The 21,257-nt window shown below is 63.7% G+C and carries 19 protein-coding genes; 7 read left to right on the top strand and 12 right to left on the bottom strand.

Going from position 1 to position 21,257, the window contains the following annotated elements; all coding sequences use genetic code 11:
- Nucleotides 1–24 precede the first annotated feature (24 nt).
- Both PVV54_RS20540 and PVV54_RS20535 read left to right on the top strand, forming a co-directional pair.
- Nucleotides 25–855 carry an isocitrate lyase/PEP mutase family protein gene (locus PVV54_RS20540; RefSeq protein WP_274906992.1) on the top strand — a complete coding sequence of 277 codons (831 nt, stop codon included), beginning with the start codon at nt 25–27 and terminating at the stop codon, nt 853–855.
- Between the two features lie 5 nt (nt 856–860).
- Nucleotides 861–1,550, top strand: coding sequence for an extensin-like domain-containing protein (locus PVV54_RS20535; RefSeq protein ID WP_274906991.1), 690 nt, complete (start codon nt 861–863; stop codon nt 1,548–1,550).
- A 2-nt stretch (nt 1,551–1,552) separates the two neighbouring features.
- Here PVV54_RS20535 and PVV54_RS20530 read toward each other — a convergent pair whose 3' ends face one another.
- Nucleotides 1,553–2,173 (bottom strand): energy transducer TonB, encoded by a 621-nt coding sequence (locus PVV54_RS20530; RefSeq protein WP_274906990.1) that lies wholly within the window; start codon nt 2,171–2,173, stop codon nt 1,553–1,555.
- 95 nt (nt 2,174–2,268) lie between these two features.
- Here PVV54_RS20530 and PVV54_RS20525 point away from each other — a divergent pair, with 95 nt between their 5' ends.
- Complete coding sequence (locus PVV54_RS20525; protein WP_274906989.1) at nt 2,269–3,051, top strand: class I SAM-dependent methyltransferase; 783 nt, start codon at nt 2,269–2,271, stop codon at nt 3,049–3,051.
- A gap of 126 nt (nt 3,052–3,177) precedes the next feature.
- Here the strand turns inward: PVV54_RS20525 and PVV54_RS20520 are convergent, their stop codons facing one another.
- Complete coding sequence (locus tag PVV54_RS20520) at nt 3,178–3,807, bottom strand: TetR/AcrR family transcriptional regulator (protein ID WP_446731425.1); 630 nt, start codon at nt 3,805–3,807, stop codon at nt 3,178–3,180.
- 156 nt (nt 3,808–3,963) lie between these two features.
- Between PVV54_RS20520 and PVV54_RS20515 the strand changes: the two genes are divergently transcribed.
- A complete protein-coding gene (locus PVV54_RS20515; RefSeq protein ID WP_274906988.1) occupies nt 3,964–5,064 on the top strand; it encodes an efflux RND transporter periplasmic adaptor subunit in 1,101 nt (366 codons plus the stop codon).
- A gap of 6 nt (nt 5,065–5,070) precedes the next feature.
- On the top strand, nt 5,071–8,136 hold the full coding sequence (locus tag PVV54_RS20510; RefSeq protein WP_274906987.1) for an efflux RND transporter permease subunit: 3,066 nt from the start codon (nt 5,071–5,073) through the stop codon (nt 8,134–8,136).
- 47 nt (nt 8,137–8,183) lie between these two features.
- Here the strand turns inward: PVV54_RS20510 and PVV54_RS20505 are convergent, their stop codons facing one another.
- The 3 genes from PVV54_RS20505 to plsB form a co-directional block, all read right to left on the bottom strand.
- Nucleotides 8,184–8,870 (bottom strand): DUF4197 domain-containing protein, encoded by a 687-nt coding sequence (locus PVV54_RS20505; protein ID WP_274906986.1) that lies wholly within the window; start codon nt 8,868–8,870, stop codon nt 8,184–8,186.
- 33 nt (nt 8,871–8,903) lie between these two features.
- Nucleotides 8,904–9,302 (bottom strand): YbaY family lipoprotein, encoded by a 399-nt coding sequence (locus PVV54_RS20500; RefSeq protein ID WP_274906985.1) that lies wholly within the window; start codon nt 9,300–9,302, stop codon nt 8,904–8,906.
- A gap of 76 nt (nt 9,303–9,378) precedes the next feature.
- Nucleotides 9,379–11,865, bottom strand: coding sequence for a glycerol-3-phosphate 1-O-acyltransferase PlsB (gene plsB, locus PVV54_RS20495; RefSeq protein WP_274906984.1), 2,487 nt, complete (start codon nt 11,863–11,865; stop codon nt 9,379–9,381).
- A 229-nt stretch (nt 11,866–12,094) separates the two neighbouring features.
- Between plsB and PVV54_RS20490 the strand changes: the two genes are divergently transcribed.
- Nucleotides 12,095–12,304, top strand: a complete 210-nt coding sequence (locus PVV54_RS20490; RefSeq protein WP_003252255.1) for a cold-shock protein — start codon at nt 12,095–12,097, stop codon at nt 12,302–12,304.
- Nucleotides 12,305–12,369: 65 nt separating this feature from the next.
- Here the strand turns inward: PVV54_RS20490 and PVV54_RS20485 are convergent, their stop codons facing one another.
- The 4 genes from PVV54_RS20485 to PVV54_RS20470 all read right to left on the bottom strand — a co-directional run bounded on the left by PVV54_RS20485 (nt 12,370) and on the right by PVV54_RS20470 (nt 17,498).
- A complete protein-coding gene (locus PVV54_RS20485; RefSeq protein ID WP_274906983.1) occupies nt 12,370–12,747 on the bottom strand; it encodes a hypothetical protein in 378 nt (125 codons plus the stop codon).
- A gap of 16 nt (nt 12,748–12,763) precedes the next feature.
- A complete protein-coding gene (locus PVV54_RS20480; protein WP_274906982.1) occupies nt 12,764–13,576 on the bottom strand; it encodes a putative RNA methyltransferase in 813 nt (270 codons plus the stop codon).
- A complete protein-coding gene (gene dapE / locus PVV54_RS20475; protein ID WP_274906981.1) occupies nt 13,576–14,727 on the bottom strand; it encodes a succinyl-diaminopimelate desuccinylase in 1,152 nt (383 codons plus the stop codon). The genes PVV54_RS20480 and dapE overlap by 1 nt, the downstream gene beginning before the upstream one ends.
- Nucleotides 14,728–14,906: 179 nt before the next feature.
- Complete coding sequence (locus tag PVV54_RS20470) at nt 14,907–17,498, bottom strand: glycosyltransferase (protein ID WP_274906980.1); 2,592 nt, start codon at nt 17,496–17,498, stop codon at nt 14,907–14,909.
- Nucleotides 17,499–17,619: 121 nt separating this feature from the next.
- Between PVV54_RS20470 and tcdA the strand changes: the two genes are divergently transcribed.
- The gene (gene tcdA, locus PVV54_RS20465; protein WP_274906979.1) at nt 17,620–18,420 is read left to right on the top strand and encodes a tRNA cyclic N6-threonylcarbamoyladenosine(37) synthase TcdA; all 801 of its coding nucleotides are present in this window, start codon (nt 17,620–17,622) and stop codon (nt 18,418–18,420) included.
- 84 nt (nt 18,421–18,504) lie between these two features.
- On the opposite strand, the gene PVV54_RS20460 is transcribed toward tcdA, so the two are convergent.
- The 3 genes from PVV54_RS20460 to dapD all read right to left on the bottom strand — a co-directional run bounded on the left by PVV54_RS20460 (nt 18,505) and on the right by dapD (nt 21,228).
- Nucleotides 18,505–18,909: a SufE family protein gene (locus PVV54_RS20460; RefSeq protein WP_274906978.1), complete on the bottom strand. Its 405-nt coding sequence runs from the start codon at nt 18,907–18,909 to the stop codon at nt 18,505–18,507.
- Complete coding sequence (locus tag PVV54_RS20455) at nt 18,906–20,111, bottom strand: cysteine desulfurase (protein WP_274906977.1); 1,206 nt, start codon at nt 20,109–20,111, stop codon at nt 18,906–18,908. Before PVV54_RS20455 ends, PVV54_RS20460 begins: the two co-directional genes overlap by 4 nt.
- An 82-nt stretch (nt 20,112–20,193) precedes the next feature.
- Entirely contained in the window at nt 20,194–21,228 is a 1,035-nt protein-coding gene (gene dapD, locus PVV54_RS20450) for a 2,3,4,5-tetrahydropyridine-2,6-dicarboxylate N-succinyltransferase (RefSeq protein WP_274906976.1), read from the bottom strand.
- Between the last annotated feature and the right edge of the window lie 29 nt (nt 21,229–21,257).

The following is a 21,257-nucleotide window of genomic DNA, read 5'->3' as shown; positions in this document are numbered from 1 at the left end:
CCCTGACTGCCTGAGGTTGTGACCATGGATGTACAGACCCTGCGAGCCGAAGCCTTTAAAGCACTACACGAGCGTGACGGCGCATTCGTCATCCCCAACCCCTGGGATGCGGGCTCCGCCAAGCTACTGGCCAGCCTGGGTTTCGAAGCCTTGGCCACCACCAGTGCGGGCCTTGCCTTCAGCCTCGGGCGGCCGGATGCCGAGGCGGCGTTGAGCCTGGACGAAACGCTGGATAACGCCGGCCACATTGTCGACGCCACGCCGTTGCCCGTTGCCGCCGACCTGGAAAACGGGTTTGGTGACCTGCCCCAAGACTGCGCGCAGACTATTCTGCGTGCTGCCGAAACCGGCCTGGTTGGTGGCTCGATCGAAGATGCCAGCGGGCGCGGTGATACGCCGATCTATGACTTCGCCCTGGCTGTTGAGCGGGTACGTGCTGCCGCGCAGGCCGCGCGCAGTCTGCCATTCCCTTTCACCCTGTGTGCCCGGGCGGAAAACCTGCTGCACGGGCGCATGTACCTGGATGACACCATCAAGCGCCTGCAGGCGTATGCCGAAGCGGGTGCTGATGTGCTGTATGCGCCGGGGCTGCGCAGCGTGGACGAAATCCGTGCCGTGGTGCAGGCCGTTGCACCCAAACCGGTGAACGTGCTGATGGGGCTGGCTGGCGTGCCTTTGGGCGTCAACCAGTTGCAGGACCTGGGCGTGCGGCGTATCAGCGTCGGTTCGTCGATGGCCCGTGCGGCGTTGGGCGCCTTCCAGCGTGCCGCCCTGGAAATTCGTGACCAAGGTACTTTCACGTATGGCGAACAGGCGCTGCCGTTTGCCCAGCTCAACGATCTGTTCCGCCGCTGAAGCCCATGCGTGCACTGGCGCTGCTGTGTGGCCTGCTGCTCGCCGTGGCAGGTCTGGCCTGGTACCTGGGCTGGCGGCCGCCAGATGCCTGGAACCCTTGGGCTGCGCTGGACGTTCGCCAGCCGCCCAACCTGCTGACCCCATACAAGCTGTCGCGCTTGCGAAATGACCCGGGCCTGTGCCGTCAGGCACTGGAAACCAGCGGCCTGCGTTACCGGGCACAGGCCGACAGCCCCCCATCGGCCAATTGCCCGCTGCAGAATGTGTGGCGTATCGAGCAAGGCCAGGCCCGCCTGAGCAGCAGCTTTCTGGCCAGCTGTCCGTTGGCCGTGGCTTACGCGCTGTTTGAGCGCCATGGGCTGCAACCCGCTGCCCAGCGGGTATTCGGCCAGCCGGTAGGGCAAGTTGATCATCTGGGCAGTTTCGCCTGCCGCAATGTGTACCATCGCAAGCAAGGCCGGCTGAGCCAGCACGCCACGGCCAATGCCTTGGATATCAGTGGTTTTCGCCTGCAGGATGGCCAGCACATCGTGCTGACGCGGGACTGGGAGGCGGGCGGGCAGAAGGCAGACTTCCTACGCCAGGTTCAGCAGGCAGCCTGCGAGCATTTCAGCACGGTGTTGGGGCCGGATTACAATGCCGCCCACCGCAACCATTTTCACCTGGACATGGGGCGCTGGCAGGTTTGCCGTTGAAGTCAGGCGTGGACGCGAACGTTGTTCAGTACCACCGGGCGGGCCCAGTGCATGTCGAATTCCAGATCGTTTTGCTGCTTGGCCATGGTCGCTTCATCGAATGGTTCGGGCGCCGGGTCCAGCAAGTCCATTTCAAATTCGGCAATCGGCAGGTGCAGCGGGCGCGGGGAGGGGGCCGGGCCAGGTTCCGGGGCTGGGTGGCCCTGGCTCATCACCACCGGGCGCAGCCAGCTGTTGCTGATGTCCAGCTGACGCTGCTGCTGGATCATGTCGGCGGCGCTGTAAGGCTCTGGTGCTGGCTCCAGCAGGCTCGCTTCAAGTTCGGCCTTGGGCAGAAACAGCGGCTCGGGCGGGATCACTTCGGTATCGTGCACGGCGCAGGCACGTTGCGTCTCGATCAGTGCCAGGGCCTTGGCCCCGCCCGTCGGTTCGCCGCTTTCCTTGTCGTACTGCACCAGCGCCTGGCTGACCGCATCGGGTGCCTCGGCCTGCTGCTCGGCCATGGCGCGGGCGAAGAAATCCTGCCACAGGTGGCTGACGCCACCCAGTGCCTGGGTATTCTGCCGACCGTAGTTGCCGACAGGCGACAGGTAGGTCAAACCGATGGGAAGAGTATCTGTCATGGCAGTCGCGCGCGTTGTGCTCTGGCAGAATAGCGGGATATTGCCTGTATCGGCCGAGGTTGGCCGTTCATTAATTTTTTCGGGTACGCGTAGCGATGGTAGAGCAGGAGCAGGGCACAGGTCTCAGAGTCGAGGCGCTGTCGGCGGAATTCACCGGGCAGGCGGCGGCATGGGCCGAGCGTTTGGGGTTGCCGCTGGAAGACGAAACGGCCGGGTTTGCCGTGCAGATCGGTGCCGATGGCTTGCAGATTCAGCAGTTGGGGCCGCAGGCGCCGGGGCCGGTGCGGGTCGACTTTGTCGAAGGTCAGGCGGCGCACCGGCGTATGTTTGGTGGTGGCAACGGGCAGATGATCGCCAAGGCGGTAGGCATCGCCCAAGGCGTGCGGCCTCAAGTACTGGATGCCACGGCGGGGCTGGGCAAGGATGCATTCGTGCTGGCAAGCCTCGGCTGCCAGATGACCTTGATCGAGCGCCAGCCGTTGATTGCGGCCTTGCTCGAAGACGGTTTGCTGAGGGCGCGGGGCGATGCCGAAGTGGCGCCCATCGTCGAGCGCATGCGGCTGCTTACCGGCAATGCCATCGAGCGTATGCGCGGCTGGGAAGGCGAGCCGCCGCAGGTGATCTACCTGGACCCGATGTTCCCGCACCGGGACAAAAGCGCGCTGGTGAAAAAAGAGATGCGCGTGTTCCGGCCGTTGGTGGGCGATGACCTGGATGCGCCGGCGTTGCTGGAGGCGGCGTTGGCATTGGCGACCCACCGTGTAGTGGTGAAGCGGCCGCGCAAGGCGCCGATCATCGAAGGGCCCAAGCCGAGCCATAGCCTTGAGGGCAAGTCGAGCCGGTATGACATTTACCCGAAGAAGGCGCTGAAGGCCTAGGTGCGCTGATCTGTGCGGTGTAGGAGCGGCTTCAGCCGCGATGCAGGCGGTGCGGTGCATGGCACCGGCTGTGCCGGTGATCGCGGATGAATCCGCTCCTACACAAACGTAGACCGGCGCAATGGTTCAGGCCTGAAACGCCCGCACGAATACCCCCACCACCTCGCGCACATGCGCCTCCGCTTCATCCCCCTCCAGCGGCCCGGCACAGCCAAGCAGCAACCGGTAATCCGGCGCTCCCTTGACCAAACAGAAGAAATGCTCGGCCGCGCGCAACGGGTTGTCGATCCTCAGCAACCCCCGCTCATTCACCCCGCGCAGCAGCGCCTCCATGCCCGCCAGTACCCGCTTGGGGCCGGCCTCGTAGAAAAACTCGCCAAAGCTCGGGTCCTGGCTGCCCAGTGCCATGATCAATCGGCTCAGCTTTACCGCCTCGTCACTGCTGATCAGCGCCTGGAAGCCACGGGCGATGTTGAGCAGCACGTCCTCGACGGGTACGCCCTCGGGGTACTCGAACATCAGGTCGGGCAACTGGTTTTGGCAGGTCGCCATCACCGCCGAGGTGAACAGCGTCTGCTTGTCGTTGAAGTGGCTGTAGACCGTGAGTTTTGAAACACCTGCCGCCGCAGCGACCGCATCCATGCTGGTGTTGGCATAGCCAAGGCTGAGAAACAGCGACTTGGCGGCTTCGAGGATGGCCTCGCGCTTGGCCAGGTCCTTGGGCCGACCGGGGCCGATGGGTGCGTCGTTGGGCATTGGAATCCGTATCTGTTTGAGGGGGCGCCCATCTTAACGAGCGTCCCTTCGTTAATGTCGATTTTCTTTCCGACGCTGGCTTCCCGGCATCGGTTCCCTGACTTAATATACTCGCCAGTATAAATATTAATTGTGCACACCGCGAAAGGATTCATCATGTTGCGTCATGCCTTGACCCTCGCCCTGTCTGCCACTGCTGCGTTGTTGCTGGCAGGCTGCGGCCAGGAAGCCGCCCCGCCCGCCGCGCCGCGCCCGGCGCTGGTGGTGCAGCCGCAGCCGGCTGAAGCTGCTGCCGACAGCTACCCGGGCGAAGTGCGTGCGCGCTTCGAGCCGGACCTGGCCTTCCGCATCGCCGGCAAGGTCAGCAAGCGGCTGGTCGAGGAAGGGCAACGGGTCAAGGCCGACCAACCGCTGGCTGAACTGGACCCGCAGGACGTACGCCTGCAACTGGAAGCCAACCGTGCCCAGGTGGCCGCCGCCGAGGCGAACCTGGCACTGGTGCGCGCCGAACGTGACCGCTACCAGAAGCTGCTGGACAAGCAGATGGTCAGCCACTCCCAGTACGACAATGCCGAAAACCTGTACCGCGCCGGCCTGGCCCGCCTGAAGCAGGCCAAGGCCGAATTCGACGTGGCCGGCAACCAGGCCGAGTACGCCGTGCTGCGTTCGCCGCAGGCGGGCGTGATCGCCAAGCGTCAGGTCGAGGTCGGGCAAGTGGTGGCGGCGGGGCAGACGGTGTTTACCCTGGCCGCCGATGGCGAGCGCGAGGTGCTCATCGGCCTGCCGGAGCAGCAGTTCGCCCGCTTTGCCGTGGGGCAGCCGGTCAGCGTCGAGCTGTGGTCGCACCCCAACGAACGGTTCCAGGGGCGCATTCGCGAGTTGTCGCCCGCCGCCGACCCGCGATCGCGTACCTTCGCTGCGCGTATCACCTTCACCTCGGCCAAAGTGCCGGCCGAACTGGGCCAGAGCGCCCGTGTGTTCATTGCCCATGACGGGGTGATCCCGCTGGCGGTGCCGTTGTCGGCGGTTACCGCGGAAAACGGCCAGGCCTATGTGTGGCGGGTAACGCAGGACAGCCGCCTGGAGCGGGCGGCGGTGCGCCTGGGGGCTTATGGTGCTGAAACGGTGCCGGTGCTTGAGGGCCTGAACGCGGGTGACTGGGTGGTTGCCGCCGGTGGCCATGTGCTGCGCGAGGGCCAGCAGGTGCGGCCCGTGGACCGCACCAACCGTGTAGTGAACCTGACGGCCAAGGAGTAAGTCCTGATGGGTTTCAACCTTTCCGCCTGGGCGCTGCGCAATCGCCAGATCGTACTGTTCCTGATGATCCTGCTGGCCGCCATTGGCGCCATGTCCTACACCAAGCTGGGCCAGAGCGAAGACCCGCCCTTTACCTTCAAGGCCATGGTCATTCGCACCCTGTGGCCGGGGGCCACGGCTGAAGAGGTGTCGCGCCAGGTTACCGAACGTATCGAGAAGAAACTCATGGAAACCGGCGAGTACGAGAAGATTGTCTCGTTCTCACGGCCGGGCGAGTCGCAAGTCACGTTCATGGCCCGCGATTCGCTGCATTCCAAGGACATCCCGGAGCTGTGGTACCAGATCCGCAAGAAGGTCGCCGACATTCGCCATACCCTGCCACCGGAAATCCAGGGGCCGTTCTTCAACGACGAGTTCGGCACCACGTTCGGCAATATCTACGCGCTGACCGGGGCCGGTTTTGACTACGCCGTGCTCAAGGATTACGCCGACCGCATCCAGATCCAGCTGCAGCGGGTCAAGGATGTGGGCAAGGTGGAGCTGATCGGCCTGCAGGATGAGAAGATCTGGATCGAGCTGTCCAACCTCAAGCTGGCCACCCTGGGTGTGCCGCTGGAGGCCGTGCAGCAGGCGCTGCGCGAGCAGAACGCGGTGAGCACCGCCGGGTTCTTCGAAACCCCCAGCGAGCGGCTGCAGTTGCGGGTCAGCGGGCGTTTCGACAGTGTCGAGCAGATCCGTCAGTTCCCCATCCGCGTGGGTGACCGCACCTTCCGCATTGGCGACGTGGCCGACGTGCACCGCGGCTTCAACGACCCACCCGCGCCGCGCATGCGCTTCATGGGCGAAGATGCCATTGGCCTTGCGGTATCGATGAAGGACGGCGGTGACATTCTGGTGCTGGGCAAGGCGCTGGAGGGCGAGTTCGAGCGCTTGTCGCACAACCTGCCAGCCGGCATGGAGCTGCGCAAGGTGTCCGACCAGCCGGCAGCAGTGAAGGCTGGAGTGGGCGAGTTCGTGCAGGTGCTGGTCGAGGCACTGGTCATCGTGCTGCTGGTGAGCTTCTTCTCCCTGGGCCTGCGCACCGGCCTGGTGGTGGCGTTGGTCATCCCGCTGGTGCTGGCCATGACCTTCGCCGCCATGCACTACTTCGGCATCGGCCTGCACAAGATCTCGCTGGGCGCGCTGGTGCTGGCTCTGGGCTTGCTCGTGGACGACGCCATCATTGCCGTGGAAATGATGGCAATCAAGATGGAGCAGGGGTTTGACCGGCTCAAGGCTGCCAGTTATGCCTGGAGCAGCACGGCCTTCCCGATGCTCACCGGTACGTTGATTACCGCGGCCGGTTTTTTGCCCATTGCCACGGCGGCGTCGAGCACGGGCGAGTACACCCGGTCGATTTTCCAGGTGGTGACCATTGCGCTGCTGACGTCCTGGGTCGCGGCGGTGGTATTCGTGCCGTACCTGGGCGAACGCTTGCTGCCAGACCTTGCCAAGTTGCACGCCGCACGCCATGGCCGCGACGGGCACGCGCCAGACCCGTATGCCACGCCGTTCTACCAGCGGGTGCGCCGGGTGGTGGAGTGGTGTGTGCGGCGACGCAAAACGGTCATCCTGCTGACCATCGCAGCGTTTGTAGGCAGCATCCTGTTGTTCCGTTTCGTGCCGCAGCAGTTTTTCCCGGCGTCCGGACGGCCTGAGCTGATGGTCGACTTGAAGCTGGCTGAAGGCGCCTCGCTGGCCAACACCGCCGAACGGGTGAAAAAGCTCGAAGCCTTGCTCAAGCAGCAGGATGGCATCGACAACTACGTGGCATATGTGGGCACTGGTTCGCCGCGCTTTTACCTGCCGCTGGACCAGCAACTGCCTGCTGCCAGCTTTGCCCAGTTCGTGGTGCTGGCCAAGTCGATGGAAGACCGCGAGCGCCTGCGCAGTTGGCTGATCGACACCATGGACCAGCAGTTCCCTGACCTGCGCGCCCGGGTCACCCGCCTGGAAAACGGCCCACCCGTGGGCTACCCGGTGCAGTTCCGCGTCACCGGCGAGCACATCGAAAAGGCGCGTGCCCTGGCCCGTGAAGTGGCGAACAAGGTTCGCGAAAACCCACACGTGGTAAACGTGCACCTGGACTGGGAGGAGCCGAGCAAAGCGGTGTTCCTGGAAATCGACCAGGATCGAGCCCGCGCCCTTGGCGTGAGCACGGCGCACCTGTCGAGCTTCCTGCAGAGTTCGCTGACAGGCACCACAGTCAGCCAGTACCGCGAGGACAACGAGCTGATCGAAATCCTGTTGCGCGGTACCCAACAGGAACGCAGCGAACTGGGTAACCTCGCCAGCCTCGCCTTGCCGACCGACAACGGCCAGAGCGTGGCACTGTCCCAGGTGGCGACCCTTGAGTACGGCTTTGAAGAGGGCATCATCTGGCACCGCAACCGGCTGCCGACCGTGACCGTGCGTGCTGACATCTACGACAAGGAGCAACCGGCCACACTGATTCGCCAGATCGAGCCGACCCTGAGCGAGATCAAGGCCAACCTGCCCGATGGCTACCTGCTGGAAGTGGGCGGTACGGTGGAAGACTCCGAGCGCGGGCAGAAGTCCGTCAACGCGGGCATGCCACTGTTCATCGTGGTGGTGCTTAGTTTGTTGATGATTCAGCTGCGCAGCTTCTCGCGCACGGTGATGGTGTTCCTTACCGCGCCGTTGGGGCTGATTGGCGTGACGTTGTTCCTGCTGGTGTTCCGCCAGCCGTTCGGTTTCGTGGCCATGCTCGGGACCATTGCCCTTGCGGGCATGATCATGCGTAACTCGGTGATTCTGGTGGACCAGATCGAGCAGGACATCGCGTCGGGGCTGGACCGCTGGCAGGCGATCATCGAGGCCACGGTGCGGCGCTTCCGGCCGATCGTGCTGACGGCGTTGGCGGCGGTGCTGGCGATGATTCCGCTGTCGCGTAGCGTGTTCTATGGGCCGATGGCGGTGGCGATCATGGGTGGGTTGATCGTGGCGACGGTGCTGACGTTGCTGTTTTTGCCGGCGTTGTATGCGGCGTGGTTCAGGGTGAAGAAAGGCTGAAGACATTCGCGATCGGGGCCGCGTTATTCCTGTAGGAGCGTTGGGCATCAAAGCGCCCCAAACACCTTCTTGGCCAGGCTGGTAGCTGCTTCGGCAGGGTTCTGACGAATGCTCTGTTCCTGCTTGGCAATCATCTCGAACAGGCCGTCCAGCGCCTTCTCGGTCACGTAGTTCTCGATGTTGGCGTCATCCTTGATCAGCCCAAGGCCTTTGGCCTGGCCTGCAAACGCGTTGTACTGCTGAGCCACGCCCACCTTGTCGGTGGCTTGCTTGACGATGGGCAGGAACTTGGCGCGGATCTGCTCGCGGCTGCTCTTGTTCAGGTACTGGGTAGCCGAGTCGTCACCGCCGCTGAGGATGCCTTTGGCATCGGTCACGCTCATGTTCTTCACCGCATCCACCAAAATCGCCTGGGCTTGCGGCACGGCCGCTTCGGCGGCTTTGTTCATGCTGGTTTCCAGGGCGTCGACCTGATCACCCTTGCCGAACATTTTCATGGCCTTGGCCGCTTTGCCGAGGTTGCCCGGCAGTTCGATGCGCACGTCGGGGTTGTTGCTGAAGCCGCCCGGAGTGCTCAGTTGCTTCACGGCCAACTGGGCACCTTGGGTGAGGGCGTCCTTGAGGCCGCCGGTGGCGTCTTTCTGGCTCAGGTCGCCGAGCGACAGGGCCAGGGCACTGGCCGACAGCAGCAGGCCGGCGCACAGGGTGGTGAAGCGCAGGGAGGAGCGAATCATCAAGCATTCCTTTTGAACAGGTGTTGGCGGGAATCAGCGAACCGAATCGACTTTGACCCGCACAGGTTGCGGGTCGGTGCCGTCCAGCTTGACCCCGTGGTGCTCGGTGTTGATGAACAGCAACTTGCCGTCCAGCTCAATGCGCGCACTGACCGCATAGCGGTGGCCGGGTTTGACCTGGGCCGGGTCGTAGCTGAGGTGGAACGGCAGCGGCACATTGCCTTTGACCGGGCCGGCCTGGCGGGCCAGGGTCACGGCGGGGGCGTCCATCAGCGACACGTCCTGCAACTCCACGCTGAGCGTGGCGGCCGGTGGCAAGGCGATGCGCTGCAGGTAATAGACCTCGCCCTCCAGGCTGGCCTGGCTGGACGGGGTGTGGCTGGAACAGGCTGCGAGCAGGGATGCGCAACACAGCATAAAGAGCTTTTTCATGGAATCTCCGGTGTCCGTGGCGTTGGCTTGTGGCCAACCCCACGGACTTTAGCGGATTTTCTTTTACGATGAAGCCTTAGATGGCTGCGGTGGCCAGTGAGTCTTCACGGTGCAGGGCCACCTGGCGGATCGAAAGGCGCAGCTCGGCAGACAGCACGCGCTTGGCCACACCTTCGGCCAGTTCGCCGAGCCGGTCGTGGTAACCCAGCTTGCCGTCGCTGCCCGGGCGCAGCACGCCTTGCTCCACCAGGGTCTGGATGAAGTGACGGAACAAGGTCTTGTCGAAGAACTCCGGCGCGTTCAGGCCATGCAGAATCGACAGGCGCTGGGCCATCATCACGCAGAGGTCTTCCAGCTCTTCGGCAGTGAGCGTGTGCTGGCCGCTGTTCAGCAGCAAGGACGTGGCCATGTAGAAGCGCTGCAAGGTCTGGGTGATGGCACGGGCCAGCAGGGTCAGCAACACGAACTGCCGCGAACTTGGGGCGGGGCGCAGGTAGAGGTCGTTTTCGTGGCGCAGCAAACCCTGCTCTACCAGAGCGGCCAGCCACTGGTCGATAACCTCGTCCATTTGCTCCGGCGTCCAGCGCAGGAACAGCTCGGCTTGCAGGTATGGGTACAGCGCGTGCACATACTGGCCGAGCAGCTCGCGGCTCATGCGTGAGCTGCTGAGGAAGAAACTCGCCAGCAGTGCGGGCAGGGCAAAAATGTGCAGCACGTTGTTGCGGTAGTAGGTCATCAGCACAGCGTTGGCTTCATCCAGGTACAGGATGCGGCCCAAGGCGTCTTTTTGCTCTGCCAGCAGGGCCATGCCTTTTACGTGCTCGATCAGTGCTGGCCCGTCGCCTTCCGGCAGGGTGGTGTGCTCGGAGTAAGGCACTTGGCGCAGCAGCGCCAGGTACAGGTCGAGTACGCGGGTCAGGGCGCGTTCGTCCAGTGCAAGGCGGCTGGTGGAGAGCAGGGCCAATGCCACCAGGTTGACCGGGTTCACCGCTGCTGCCTCGTTCAGGCGACGGGCCACGGTTTCGCCCAGGCGGGTAGTGGTATCGTTGAGCCAGGCTGGGCGGAACTGCGGGCCGAGCTGCTGTTCGCGCCAGCCGGGTTGCTGTTCGTCCAGGAAACCGGCCAAACGGATAGGCTCGCCGAAGTTGACGTAGACCTGGCCAAAGCGCTGTTTCAGCGCACCGATGACCTTGAAGATGTCGAAAATCGACTCCTTCTTCTTGCTGGCCCCGCGCAATTCGCCCAGGTAGGTGCGGCCTTCCAGCACCCGCTCATAACCGATATACACGGGCACGAACACGATCGGTGTGCGCGAAGAGCGCAGGAAGCTGCGCAAGGTGATCGCCAGCATGCCGGTGCGTGGCTGCAACATGCGCCCGGTGCGCGAACGCCCGCCTTCGACGAAGTACTCCACCGGGAAGCCTTTGGTGAAGAGGGTATGCAGGTACTCGTTGAACACAGCGGTGTACAACGGGTTGCCCTTGAACGTGCGGCGCATGAAGAAGGCGCCGCCACGGCGCAGCAAGCCTCCGATCACCGGCATGTTCAGGTTGATGCCAGCGGCGATGTGCGGCGGGGTGAGGCCATTGCGGAACAGCAGGTACGACAGCAGCAAGTAGTCGATATGGCTGCGGTGGCAGGGCACATAGATCACTTCGTGGCCCGGGGCGATGCCCTGCACCTGCTCGATGTGGTTGACCTTGATGCCGTCGTAGATCTTGTTCCAGAACCAGCTCAGCACCACTTCAAGGAAGCGGATGGCGGTGTAGGTGTAGTCCGAGGCGATCTCGTTGCCGTACCGCAGCGCCTGCGCTTCGGCCTTGGATTGGGGGATGTTCTCCCGTTGCGCTTCCTCGGCGATGGCCTGGCGTACCATCGGGGCGTGGACCAGCCCTTTGACCAGGTTGCGCCGGTGGGAGATGTCCGGGCCGATGACGGCGGTCTTGAGGTTGCGAAAGTGAACGCGCATCAGGCGTTGCGCCATGCGTACGGTGCGCTCATGGCCCTTGTTGTGCTGCACCAGCTCGCGCAGGTGAATTGGCGCAGAGAACTGCACGCGGGTTTTGCGCCCCAATACCAGTACGGTCAGCAAACGGCGCAAACGCCCGGTCACTGCCCAGCTGTCGGCAAACAGCAGTTTCCAGGGGCTCGATTCACTGGCCGGGGTCTGGCCCCAGAAAACGCTGACCGGGATGATCTGGGCGTCTTCTTCGGCATGCTGGCTGATCGCCGCGACCAGGCGCTCCAGTGTGGGCGGTGCGCCGCGCTTGTCCTGGCGGCCGAGCCAGTCCGGGTCGGGTGTGAGGTAGAAGAACGCGGCAGGTTCGTGCAACGCACCCACGGCCACGGGCAACACCGGGCGCGGCAGCCCCGCCTTGGTGCATTCGCGGTCGATCACGGCCAGGTCGGTGAGCGACGGCGAGGGCAGGGCATAGAACACCGGGCGGCTGCGGTCGAGCTTCAGGCTCAACGACGACTGATTGATGGTTTCGGAGCGCACCCACACGTACATCAAGCGGCGCAGGGCGCCGAAGATCATGCGGCGCAGGGGGGAACGGATCATGAGGGTTGTGCCCTGGACAGGATTTTCAGTGATATAGCAGTCATTTAGTCTGCCGTATCTGCGTAAGTTCAGCAAAATACGGTAATAACCACGACCGTCATGAATTTTTTTTGTTCTGTGTCATATACTCGGCCTGCCACTTGCAGGATATTTCGGCAAGCGGCGTCGGCATGGGAGTGAACCTGTGCCTACAAGGCGATCTTCACAATAAAAATCCGGAGTAGTTCAGATGTCGTCTCGTGAGACTGGGAATGTAAAGTGGTTCAACGATGCCAAGGGCTATGGCTTCATTCAGCGCGAAGGTGGTGCGGATGTTTTCGTCCACTATCGGGCGATCCGCGGTGAGGGGCATCGTACCCTGGTCGAAGGGCAGCGGGTGGAATACGCCTGCGTGCAGGGCCAGAAAGGCCTGCAAGCCGAGGACGTAGTCGGGCTCTGAGCCTCATGTGGTAAGCCTCAAGCTGCAAGTTGACCGTGTGACTTGCAGCCTGAAGCATTCGTGTTTCAGCTGGTGCGCCAGGTGATTTCTTCTTCACCGTCGGCGCTGATGCGCACCCAACGGTCGGCATCTTCCTCACCGTCTTCCTCCACCCAGCCACCCGGCGCGCAACGCACTTCGACGTTCAGCGCGGCAAATGCGGCGCGGGCGCAGGCAACGTCATCGGCCCATGGGGTCTGGTCGCTTTCCAGGTACAGGCTGTTCCATTTCCCTACAGCTTTGGGTAACCACGTCACCGGAATGTTACCGGCCTGGCATTTGAATGTCTGGCCTTTCTGCTTCCACTCGCTGCACGGGCCGATCGCCTGGGCGAGCCAGTCGGCAATCTGCTTGTGGTCGACGTCGGCGTCCTTCAGGTAAATCTCGATATCAGGTTGGCGCATAAGGGCTCCGGAATGCTCAGTCTTGGCGCACGAAATAGTCATAACGCATGGAAACGGTGACCTCGAACGGCTCGGGCTGGTCGATCACCCGCGCGCGCTTCTCGGCGCTGGCACGCCAGCCGTGCGGGGTCATGGCCAGCAGGTCGGCGCGGGCCTTGGGGTCGGCCAGGCTCAGGCGAAACTCCAGGACTTCGCTGTGGGCGTGGGCCATGCCTTCAGGCACCAAGGCAAGGTGCTTGTCGTCGGCGTACGGGCGCACTTCATCGTAAAGCACTTCGCGCAGCTCCATCAGGTGGCCGCTGGTCGGGCCTACCCGCATCAGCCCACCGCCGGGGCTGAGCAGGCGCTTGGCCTCGGCCCAGTCCAGCGGGCTGAAGACGCTGGCGATGAACTGGCAGCTGGCGTCGGCCAGCGGCACGCGGGCCATGCTGGCGACCATCCAGGTGACTGACGGCTCGCGACGGCAGGCACGTTTCACCGCTTCGCGCGAGATATCCAGGGCGAAGCCTTCGGCGTGGGGCAAGGCCTGGGCGATTTGCGCGGTGTAATAGCCTTCGCCGCAGCCGATGTCGAGCCAGGCGCCGGGCTTGCGCTCGGCGGCAAGCTCGGCCAGGCGGCGAGCCACCGGGGCGTAATGGCCAGCGTCGAGAAAATCACGACGGGCTTCGACCATCGCCTGGTTGTCGCCAGGGTCACGGCTGTTTTTGTGCTGTACCGGCAGCAGGTTCAGGTAACCCTGGCGGGCGCGGTCGAAGCGGTGGCCTGCCGGGCACACCACGCCGTTGTCGAGCCGCGTCAGGGCGGCCTGGCAGAGAGGGCAGGCAAGCATCAGGCGAGCAACCGCACCAGGGTTTGATAGTAGATTTCGGTCAGCAGGTCGAGGTCGCTGGCCAGAATCCGCTCGTCCACCTGGTGGATGGTGGCGTTGACCGGGCCGAGTTCGACCACCTGGGTGCCCATGGTGGCAATGAAGCGCCCGTCGGATGTGCCGCCGCTGGTGGACGGCTGGGTTTCGCGACCGGTAACGCCCTTGATGCTGGCTGCCACGGCGTCGAGCAGTTCGCCCGGCTCGGTAAGGAACGGCAGGCCCGACAGCGCCCAGTCGATCGACCAGTCCAGTTCATGTTTGTCGAGGATCGCCGACACCCGCGCCTGCAGGCCTTCTACGGTCGACTCGGTGGAGAAGCGGAAGTTGAACAACGCAACCAGGTCGCCCGGGACCACGTTGGTGGCGCCGGTGCCGGAGTTGAGGTTGGAGATCTGGAAGCTGGTCGGCGGGAAGAACGCGTTGCCTTCGTCCCAGTGTTCGGCAGCCAGTTCGGCCAGCGCCGGCGCGGCCAGGTGGATCGGGTTGCGTGCCAGGTGCGGGTAGGCCACGTGGCCCTGTTTGCCGCGCACGGTCAGTTTGGCACCGAGCGAGCCGCGGCGGCCGTTCTTGACCACGTCGCCGAGCAGGGTGGTGCTGGAAGGTTCGCCGACGATGCACCAGTCCAGGCGCTCGTTACGGGCTTTAAGGCGCTCTACAACAGCCTTGGTGCCATGGTGGGCCGGGCCCTCTTCGTCGCTGGTGATCAGGAACGCGACCTTGCCACGGTGATTCGGGTAGTCCTGCACGAAGCGCTCGCTGGCGATCACCATGGACGCCAGGCTGCCTTTCATGTCGGCGGCGCCGCGGCCGCACAGCATGCCATCGGCATCGATCAGCGCTTCGAACGGTTCGTGCTGCCATTGCTGCACCGGGCCGGTGGGCACTACGTCGGTGTGGCCGGCAAAGCACAGCACCGGGCCGCTCTGGGTGCCGTGGGTGGCCCAGAAATTGTCGACGTCTTCGATGCGCATCGGTTCGAGCTGGAAGCCCACGGCGCCCAGGCGATTCATCATTTGTGCCTGGCAGTCGGCATCGACAGGGGTGACCGAGGGGCGACGGATCAGGTCGCAGGCCAGTTGAAGGGTAGGCGAGAGCTCGGCTGGGGCCGTCATGGGGGGACTCCGGGGGCAAGGCGAGGCGGAAAACTGAGGGCCGTTATCTTATATCAAACGGAGGGGCCGATGGGGCTGCTTTGCAGCCCTATCGCGACACAAGGCCGCTCCCACAGGGGAGTGAGTGCCCCTGTGGGAGCGGCCTTGTGTCGCGATAGGGGCGCAACGCGCCGCCAAATTCAAGCCCGCTGCGGCTCAGCAGCCTTTTCCACCGGCTTTGGCAGCGACGACAAGAATGCCATCACCAACGCCGCCACATAAGGCAGCGATTGCACCAGCAGCATCGCCACCCAAAAGCGCATGTCATTGCTCGGCAACCCCTGCACCAGGTAAATCCCTGCCGCCGCGCCCCACAGCAGCAGCATGATGAACAATTCCTCCCGCGCTTCGGCAATCGCCTTCAACAACCCGTGGCTGTCGGCATGCTTGGGGGTGCGAATGAACGGCATGCTGCTGGTGAAGAACCCGTACAGCACCGCCTTGGCAATGGTGTGCGACAGCGCCAGCCCCGCCAACGCTGCGGCGAAGGCATCCTTGAGGTTGACCCCAACCGCCCGGCGGTACAGGAACACGATCTTGCCGACCTTGAAGAAGAACAATGCCAGTGGCGGAATGGCAAAGATCATCAGCGGCGGGTCGACCCGGTGCGGCACGATGATCATCGCCGCCGACCACAGCAGCGCACCGACCGTGAAGAAGATGTTCATGCCGTCGGCGATCCACGGCAGCCACCCGGCCAGGAAGTGATAGCGCTGGCCTCGGGTCAGCTCGCTGCCTTTGCCACGCAGCAGGGCGGCAGCATGGTGCTTGATGATCTGGATCGCGCCATAGGCCCAGCGGAAACGCTGCTTCTTGAAGTCGATGAAGGTGTCCGGCATCAGGCCCTTGCCGTAGCTGTTGTGGGCATAGGCGGCCGACAGGCCTTTCTCGAACACGCGCAGGCCCAGCTCGGCGTCTTCGCAGATGCACCAGTCGGCCCAGCCAAGCTCCTCAAGCACGCTGCGGCGGGTCATGGTCATGGTGCCATGCTGGATGATCGCGTCACGATCGTTGCGCGTGACCATGCCGATATGGAAAAAGCCCTTGTACTCGCTGTAGCACAGCTTCTTGAAGGCACTTTCGTGCTGGTCGCGGTAGTCCTGCGGTGACTGCACCACGGCGATTTTCGGGTCGGCGAAGTGCGGCACCATGTGCTTGAGCCAGTTGCGGTCGACGCAGTAGTCTGAGTCGATCACCGCAATCACTTCGGCATCTTTTGCCGTGTGCGGGATCAGGTAGTTCAACGCGCCACCTTTGAACCCGGCCAGCGGGGCGACGTGGAAGAACTTGAAGCGTTCGCCGAGCTTTTCGCAGTGAGCCTTGAGCGGCTCCCATACGGCCGGGTCCTTGGTGTTGTTGTCGATCACCAGCACTTCGTAGTCGGGGTAGTCCAGCGCGGCCAGCGCGTCGAGCGTCTGTTTGACCATCTCGGGCGGTTCGTTGTAACACGGCACATGCACCGAAACCTTGGGCCGGTAGGCGGCATCGCCCTGCACGGGCAGGAATTCGCGCCGGCGCTTGTGAATCCACACCGCCTCAGCCAGTTCGTGGGCTTCGGTCAGCAGCACGATGAATACGCCAAGTGCCCCCAGCGCCAACAATACCCCGACGGTGAGGCTGAACCAGGTGCTGTATTGCTGGCTGTAGTCGTAGGCGATCCACACCAGCACCGACCCGCACAGGAAAGTGATGAAGGTGAGGAAGGTACGGCCACGCTGGCGCAACGCCGAGCCGTCGATCAGCAGCACGGTCAGGGCGATCATCGCCAGCACCACCGAGGCCACCGCCAGGGCGCGCCATTGCGGGATCGCCACGACTGGCCCCTCGAAGTTGAATTTTTGCTGGCGCTCGGCGTTGAACACGCCCCAATAGGCACCTACCGAGCCTTCGTCGCTGGCCTTCCATGGCTGGTCGTAGGCTTCGATGACGAAGTAGTTGTAGCCCCGGCGGTTCAGCGTATTGACCAGGGTACGCAAGTAGATGGCCTGGTCGGCCTGGGTAGCATCGGCACCGCCGCGCATGCGGCCGTTGCTGGGCCAGCCGACCTCAGACAACAACAGCGGTTTGCGTGCAAACTGATGCCGCAGTTCACGGGCCCGGTCGAGCACGAACTGCACCGAATCCTTCATGGGCACGAATTCCCAGTAGGGCAGGATGTGCGCGGCAATCAGGTCGACGTGCTTGCCCAGCTCCGGGTGCTCCTTCCAGATGTGCCACTGTTCACTGGTGGTCACTGGCACTTTCACGGCAGCGCGTACCCGGTCGATGTAGGCAATCAGTTGCTCTGGCGTGACCTCTTCACGGAACAGCGCTTCGTTGCCCACCACCACGCGCACCACGCTGCGCGCGCTATTGGCCAGTTCGATGGCCTTGGCTATCTCGCGTTCGTTGCGCTCCAGGTCCTTGCTGATCCAGATACCCAGCGTCACGCGCAAGCCAAACTCTTCAGCCAGCCGTGGGATCTCGGCCTGAGTGCCCTCGACGGTGTAGATACGGATGCTGTCGGTCAGCTTGTTCATCTGCTCCAGATCCTGGCGCATCTCGTCATCGCTGGGGTACTGGCCCTTTTGTGGGCTTTCACCCAGGCGGAAGGGTGAATACGAGAAGCCGGAGATCTGCTCCGGCCAGGCAGGCGCTGAAACCGGGCGGTTGATCAGCGCCCAGAACCCGGTGAACAGCGCGGCGATGGCCAGGACCACCACCAGGTTGAGGCCGAATTTGCGAGAAGACATTGTGGTCCGTTTCTGTCTGGGTGGTAGGACATTAAAGCAGCATGCGTAGGCAATTTCCTAACGATGGAGGTCAGCAGGGTGGCTGGCCTATAATGCGCGCCGGTTTACAGGGGTACGATTGATGAGCACAGAAGATCCACGCTTTGCCGGCGTTGCCCGGTTGTACGGCGATGACGGCCTGCAGCGCCTGAGCCAGGCCCATGTGGCGGTCGTCGGCATTGGCGGGGTTGGCTCGTGGGTGGCAGAAGCCCTGGCGCGCAGTGGCGTGGGCGAGATCACCCTGTTCGACCTGGATGACGTGTGCGTCAGCAACACCAACCGCCAGGCCCATGCGCTGGAAGGGCAGGTGGGTCGGCCGAAGGTCGAGGTGATGGCCGAGCGCCTGCGGGCGATCAACCCGGTGTGCGTGGTTCACGCAGTGGCGGACTTTGTGACGCGCGACACCATGGCCGAGTACATCACCGAACAGCTTGACGCGGTGGTCGACTGCATCGACAGCGTGATGGCCAAGGCCGCACTGATCGCCTGGTGCAAGCGGCGCAAAATCACCATCGTCACCACCGGTGGCGCGGGCGGGCAGATCGACCCGACGCAGATCCAGATCGGCGACCTCAACAAGACGTTCAACGACCCGCTGGCTTCACGGGTGCGCTCGACCCTGCGCCGCGACTACAACTTCTCGCGCAATGTCAGCCGTAACTATGGTGTCCCTTGTGTGTTCTCCAGCGAGCAGCTGCGTTACCCCAAGGGTGATGGCAGCGTTTGCCTGCAAAAAAGCTTTGTTGGTGAAGGCGTGCGCCTGGACTGCGCGGGCGGGTTTGGCGCGGTGATGATGGTGACCGCCACCTTCGGCATGGTGGCGGCGAGCAAGGCGATCGAGAAACTGGTGGCAGGCGCGCGGCGGCCTTCGGAACGGGTGTAGGAGCGGCTTCAGCCGCGAACACCGGCAAGGCCGGTGCCATTCACCGCGTCGGCTGCATCGCGGATAAATCCGCTCCTACAGGTATCAACCTGTCAGTTGCGCCATTCGCAGTAAAACTGCATGCAATCCGTTGCTGCGCGAGGGTGACAACTGCCGCTCCAGCCCCAGTTGGGTAAACCACTCGCGCAAGTCCAGCCCGGCCAGTTCACTGCCGGGCAACCCTTGCACCCGCACCAGCAGTAGTGCCAGCAAGCCGCGCAACAGCCGCGCGTCGCTAGCGGCCTTGAACTGCCATGTATCGCCGGTTTGCTCGGCCACCAGCCACACCAGGCTTTCGCAGCCATGCACGCGATTCGCATCGCTTTTCTGTGCGTCGCTCATCGGCTCCAGGCGATCACCCCATTGCATCAACAGCCGTGCGCGCTGCTCCCAGCCGTGCGCCTGCTCGAAGCTGGCCAATGCCTCCTGGGCTTGAACCGGCAAGCTCATCGCAGCAACTCCAGGCCCTGGTCCAGCGCAGCGAAGAACCGTTGCAAGTCGTCACTGTCGTTGTACAGGCCAAGCGAAACCCGTATTGCACCGTCAAGCCCCAGCCCACTGAGCAGCGGCATCGCACAATGATGGCCTGCACGTACGGCAATGCCCTGTTCAGTCAGCATGTGGGCGATGTCGGCGTTGTGCACGCCTTCGATGACGAAGCTGGCCAACGCAGCCTGCGGTGTACCCAGCACGCGCACCCCTTCACGGTCGCCGAGGCCGCGCAGCAGGTGTTGGTGCAGGCTGTTTTCATGGGCTTGCACGGCATGGGCGTCAAGGCTGGCCAGGTAATCCAGGGTAGCGCCCAGGCCGATTACACTGGCGATCGGCGGGGTGCCTGCTTCGAAACCCAGCGGCACCGGGCGAAAGCTTGCACTTTGGTAGTCGGCTACCTGCACCATCTCGCCGCCGTATTGCCAATGGCGCAGCATCGCCAGTGCCTGGCGCTGGCCATACAGCACGCCGACCCCATCCGGGCCATACAGCTTGTGGCTGGAAAACACATAGAAATCACAACCCAGTTGCTGCACGTCATGGCGACCATGCACCACGCCCTGAGCACCGTCCACCACGGTCAGCGCCCCTTGCGCCCGGGCGTGAGCCAACAGGGCGGGCAGCGGTTGCCAGGTGCCAAGCACATTGGAGAGCTGGCTGACCGCCAGTACGCGGGTGCGCGGGCCAATCAGTTGCAGCGCCTGGTCCAGGTCGATCCGGCCATGTTCATCCAGCGGCAATACCACCAGGCGCAGGTTGCGCCGTTGGGCGAGTTGCTGCCACGGCAGCAGGTTGGCGTGGTGTTCCAGGGCGCTGAGTGCAATCTCGTCGCCTGCTTCGAAGCGGTGCTCCAGGCCATAAGCCAGCAGGTTCAAGGCCGAGGTAGCGCCGTGGGTGAACACGATCTGCTGCGATTCGGCGGCATTGAGCCAGGCAGCGACTTTATCTCGGCTGGCCTCGAACGCCTGGGTCGCCAGCGCGCCGGGCAAGTGCTGGGCACGGTGCACGTTGGCGGCGCCGTGGCCGTAATAGTGGCTCAGGGCGTCAAGCAGGGCTTTGGGCTTCTGGGTGGTGGCGGCGCTGTCCAGGTAGGTCTGGTGCTGCCGTTGCAGGGCGTCGATGGCGGGGAAGTCGGCACGCCAGGGGGAGGGCTGGAACATGTTTGCGGGGCCTGGAATGAAAATCGGGGCTGGCGTGTGTGCGCCAGCCCCGATCTTATCACTTCGAACCCGTAAGGCGTTCTCAGTTGTGGGCGTGCAGTGCCTCGTTCAGCTCGATGGCCGACTTGTGGGTTTTGCACTCCACGGCGCCGTTCAGCGAGTTGCGGCGGAACAGCAGGTCGGTCTGGCCGGCCAGGTCACGGGCCTTGACCACTTTGACCAGCTCGTTGTTCTCGTCCAGCAGGTTCACCTTGGTGCCGGCGGTGATGTACAGGCCGGCTTCAACGGTGTTGCGGTCGCCCAGCGGGATGCCGATACCGGCGTTGGCGCCGATCAGGCAGCCTTCGCCAACCTTGATGACGATGTTGCCGCCACCGGACAGGGTGCCCATGGTCGAGCAGCCGCCGCCCAGGTCCGAACCCTTGCCCACGAATACGCCAGCGGAAACGCGGCCTTCGATCATGCCCGGGCCTTCGGTGCCAGCGTTAAAGTTGACGAAGCCTTCGTGCATGATGGTGGTGCCTTCGCCGATGTAGGCGCCCAGGCGCACACGGGCGGTGTCGGCAATGCGTACGCCGGCCGGGACCACGTAGTCGGTCATTTTCGGGAACTTGTCCACCGAGAACACTTCCAGCAGCTCGCCCTTCAGGCGTGCTTCCAGTTGCAGTTCGGCCAGTTCGCTCAGGTCGACGGCGCCCTGGTTGGTCCAGGCAACGTTCGGCAGCAGCGGGAAGATACCCGCCAGGCTGACGCCGTGTGGCTTGACCAGGCGGTGCGACAGCAGGTGCAGCTTCAGGTAGGCCTCGGGGGTCGAGGTCAGCGCAGCGTCTTCAGCCAGCACGGTGGCGACCAGCGGCTTGTGGCTTTCGGCCAAACGGGTCAGCAGGGCAGCTTGCGCGGCGTCCACGCCTTTTACGGCCTCAGCCAGTTGCGCGGCCTGGGCGTTGGTGAACGCAATGGCCTGGTTGCCGCCTTCATAGCCGAGGATCGGCGCGACGGCAGCCAGCAGTTCGGCGCTCGGGTTGAGCAGTGGTTGGGCGTAGAACACTTCCAGCCAGGCGCCCTGGCGGTTCTGGGAGCCGACACCGAAGGCCAGGCTGAACAGGGTATTGGACATGTGATTACCTCGTACGAAATAGGGGAAGA

Origin of the sequence: Pseudomonas sp. PSKL.D1 (assembly GCF_028898945.1) — a bacterium.
In the GTDB taxonomy this organism is placed as follows: Bacteria; Pseudomonadota; Gammaproteobacteria; order Pseudomonadales; family Pseudomonadaceae; genus Aquipseudomonas.
This window is presented reverse-complemented; position numbering and strand designations above follow the sequence as displayed.

Bases quoted from the DNA above. Each gene is read 5' to 3' on its own strand.
- PVV54_RS20540 (WP_274906992.1), top strand. From the start codon at position 25: ATGGATGTACAGACCCTGCGAGCCGAAGCCTTTAAAGCACTACACGAG.
- PVV54_RS20535 (WP_274906991.1), top strand. From the start codon at position 861: ATGCGTGCACTGGCGCTGCTGTGTGGCCTGCTGCTCGCCGTGGCAGGT.
- PVV54_RS20530 (WP_274906990.1), bottom strand. From the start codon at position 2,173: ATGACAGATACTCTTCCCATCGGTTTGACCTACCTGTCGCCTGTCGGC.
- PVV54_RS20525 (WP_274906989.1), top strand. From the start codon at position 2,269: ATGGTAGAGCAGGAGCAGGGCACAGGTCTCAGAGTCGAGGCGCTGTCG.
- PVV54_RS20520 (WP_446731425.1), bottom strand. From the start codon at position 3,807: ATGCCCAACGACGCACCCATCGGCCCCGGTCGGCCCAAGGACCTGGCC.
- PVV54_RS20515 (WP_274906988.1), top strand. From the start codon at position 3,964: ATGTTGCGTCATGCCTTGACCCTCGCCCTGTCTGCCACTGCTGCGTTG.
- PVV54_RS20510 (WP_274906987.1), top strand. From the start codon at position 5,071: ATGGGTTTCAACCTTTCCGCCTGGGCGCTGCGCAATCGCCAGATCGTA.
- PVV54_RS20505 (WP_274906986.1), bottom strand. From the start codon at position 8,870: ATGATTCGCTCCTCCCTGCGCTTCACCACCCTGTGCGCCGGCCTGCTG.
- PVV54_RS20500 (WP_274906985.1), bottom strand. From the start codon at position 9,302: ATGAAAAAGCTCTTTATGCTGTGTTGCGCATCCCTGCTCGCAGCCTGT.
- plsB (WP_274906984.1), bottom strand. From the start codon at position 11,865: ATGATCCGTTCCCCCCTGCGCCGCATGATCTTCGGCGCCCTGCGCCGC.
- PVV54_RS20490 (WP_003252255.1), top strand. From the start codon at position 12,095: ATGTCGTCTCGTGAGACTGGGAATGTAAAGTGGTTCAACGATGCCAAG.
- PVV54_RS20485 (WP_274906983.1), bottom strand. From the start codon at position 12,747: ATGCGCCAACCTGATATCGAGATTTACCTGAAGGACGCCGACGTCGAC.
- PVV54_RS20480 (WP_274906982.1), bottom strand. From the start codon at position 13,576: ATGCTTGCCTGCCCTCTCTGCCAGGCCGCCCTGACGCGGCTCGACAAC.
- dapE (WP_274906981.1), bottom strand. From the start codon at position 14,727: ATGACGGCCCCAGCCGAGCTCTCGCCTACCCTTCAACTGGCCTGCGAC.
- PVV54_RS20470 (WP_274906980.1), bottom strand. From the start codon at position 17,498: ATGTCTTCTCGCAAATTCGGCCTCAACCTGGTGGTGGTCCTGGCCATC.
- tcdA (WP_274906979.1), top strand. From the start codon at position 17,620: ATGAGCACAGAAGATCCACGCTTTGCCGGCGTTGCCCGGTTGTACGGC.
- PVV54_RS20460 (WP_274906978.1), bottom strand. From the start codon at position 18,909: ATGAGCTTGCCGGTTCAAGCCCAGGAGGCATTGGCCAGCTTCGAGCAG.
- PVV54_RS20455 (WP_274906977.1), bottom strand. From the start codon at position 20,111: ATGTTCCAGCCCTCCCCCTGGCGTGCCGACTTCCCCGCCATCGACGCC.
- dapD (WP_274906976.1), bottom strand. From the start codon at position 21,228: ATGTCCAATACCCTGTTCAGCCTGGCCTTCGGTGTCGGCTCCCAGAAC.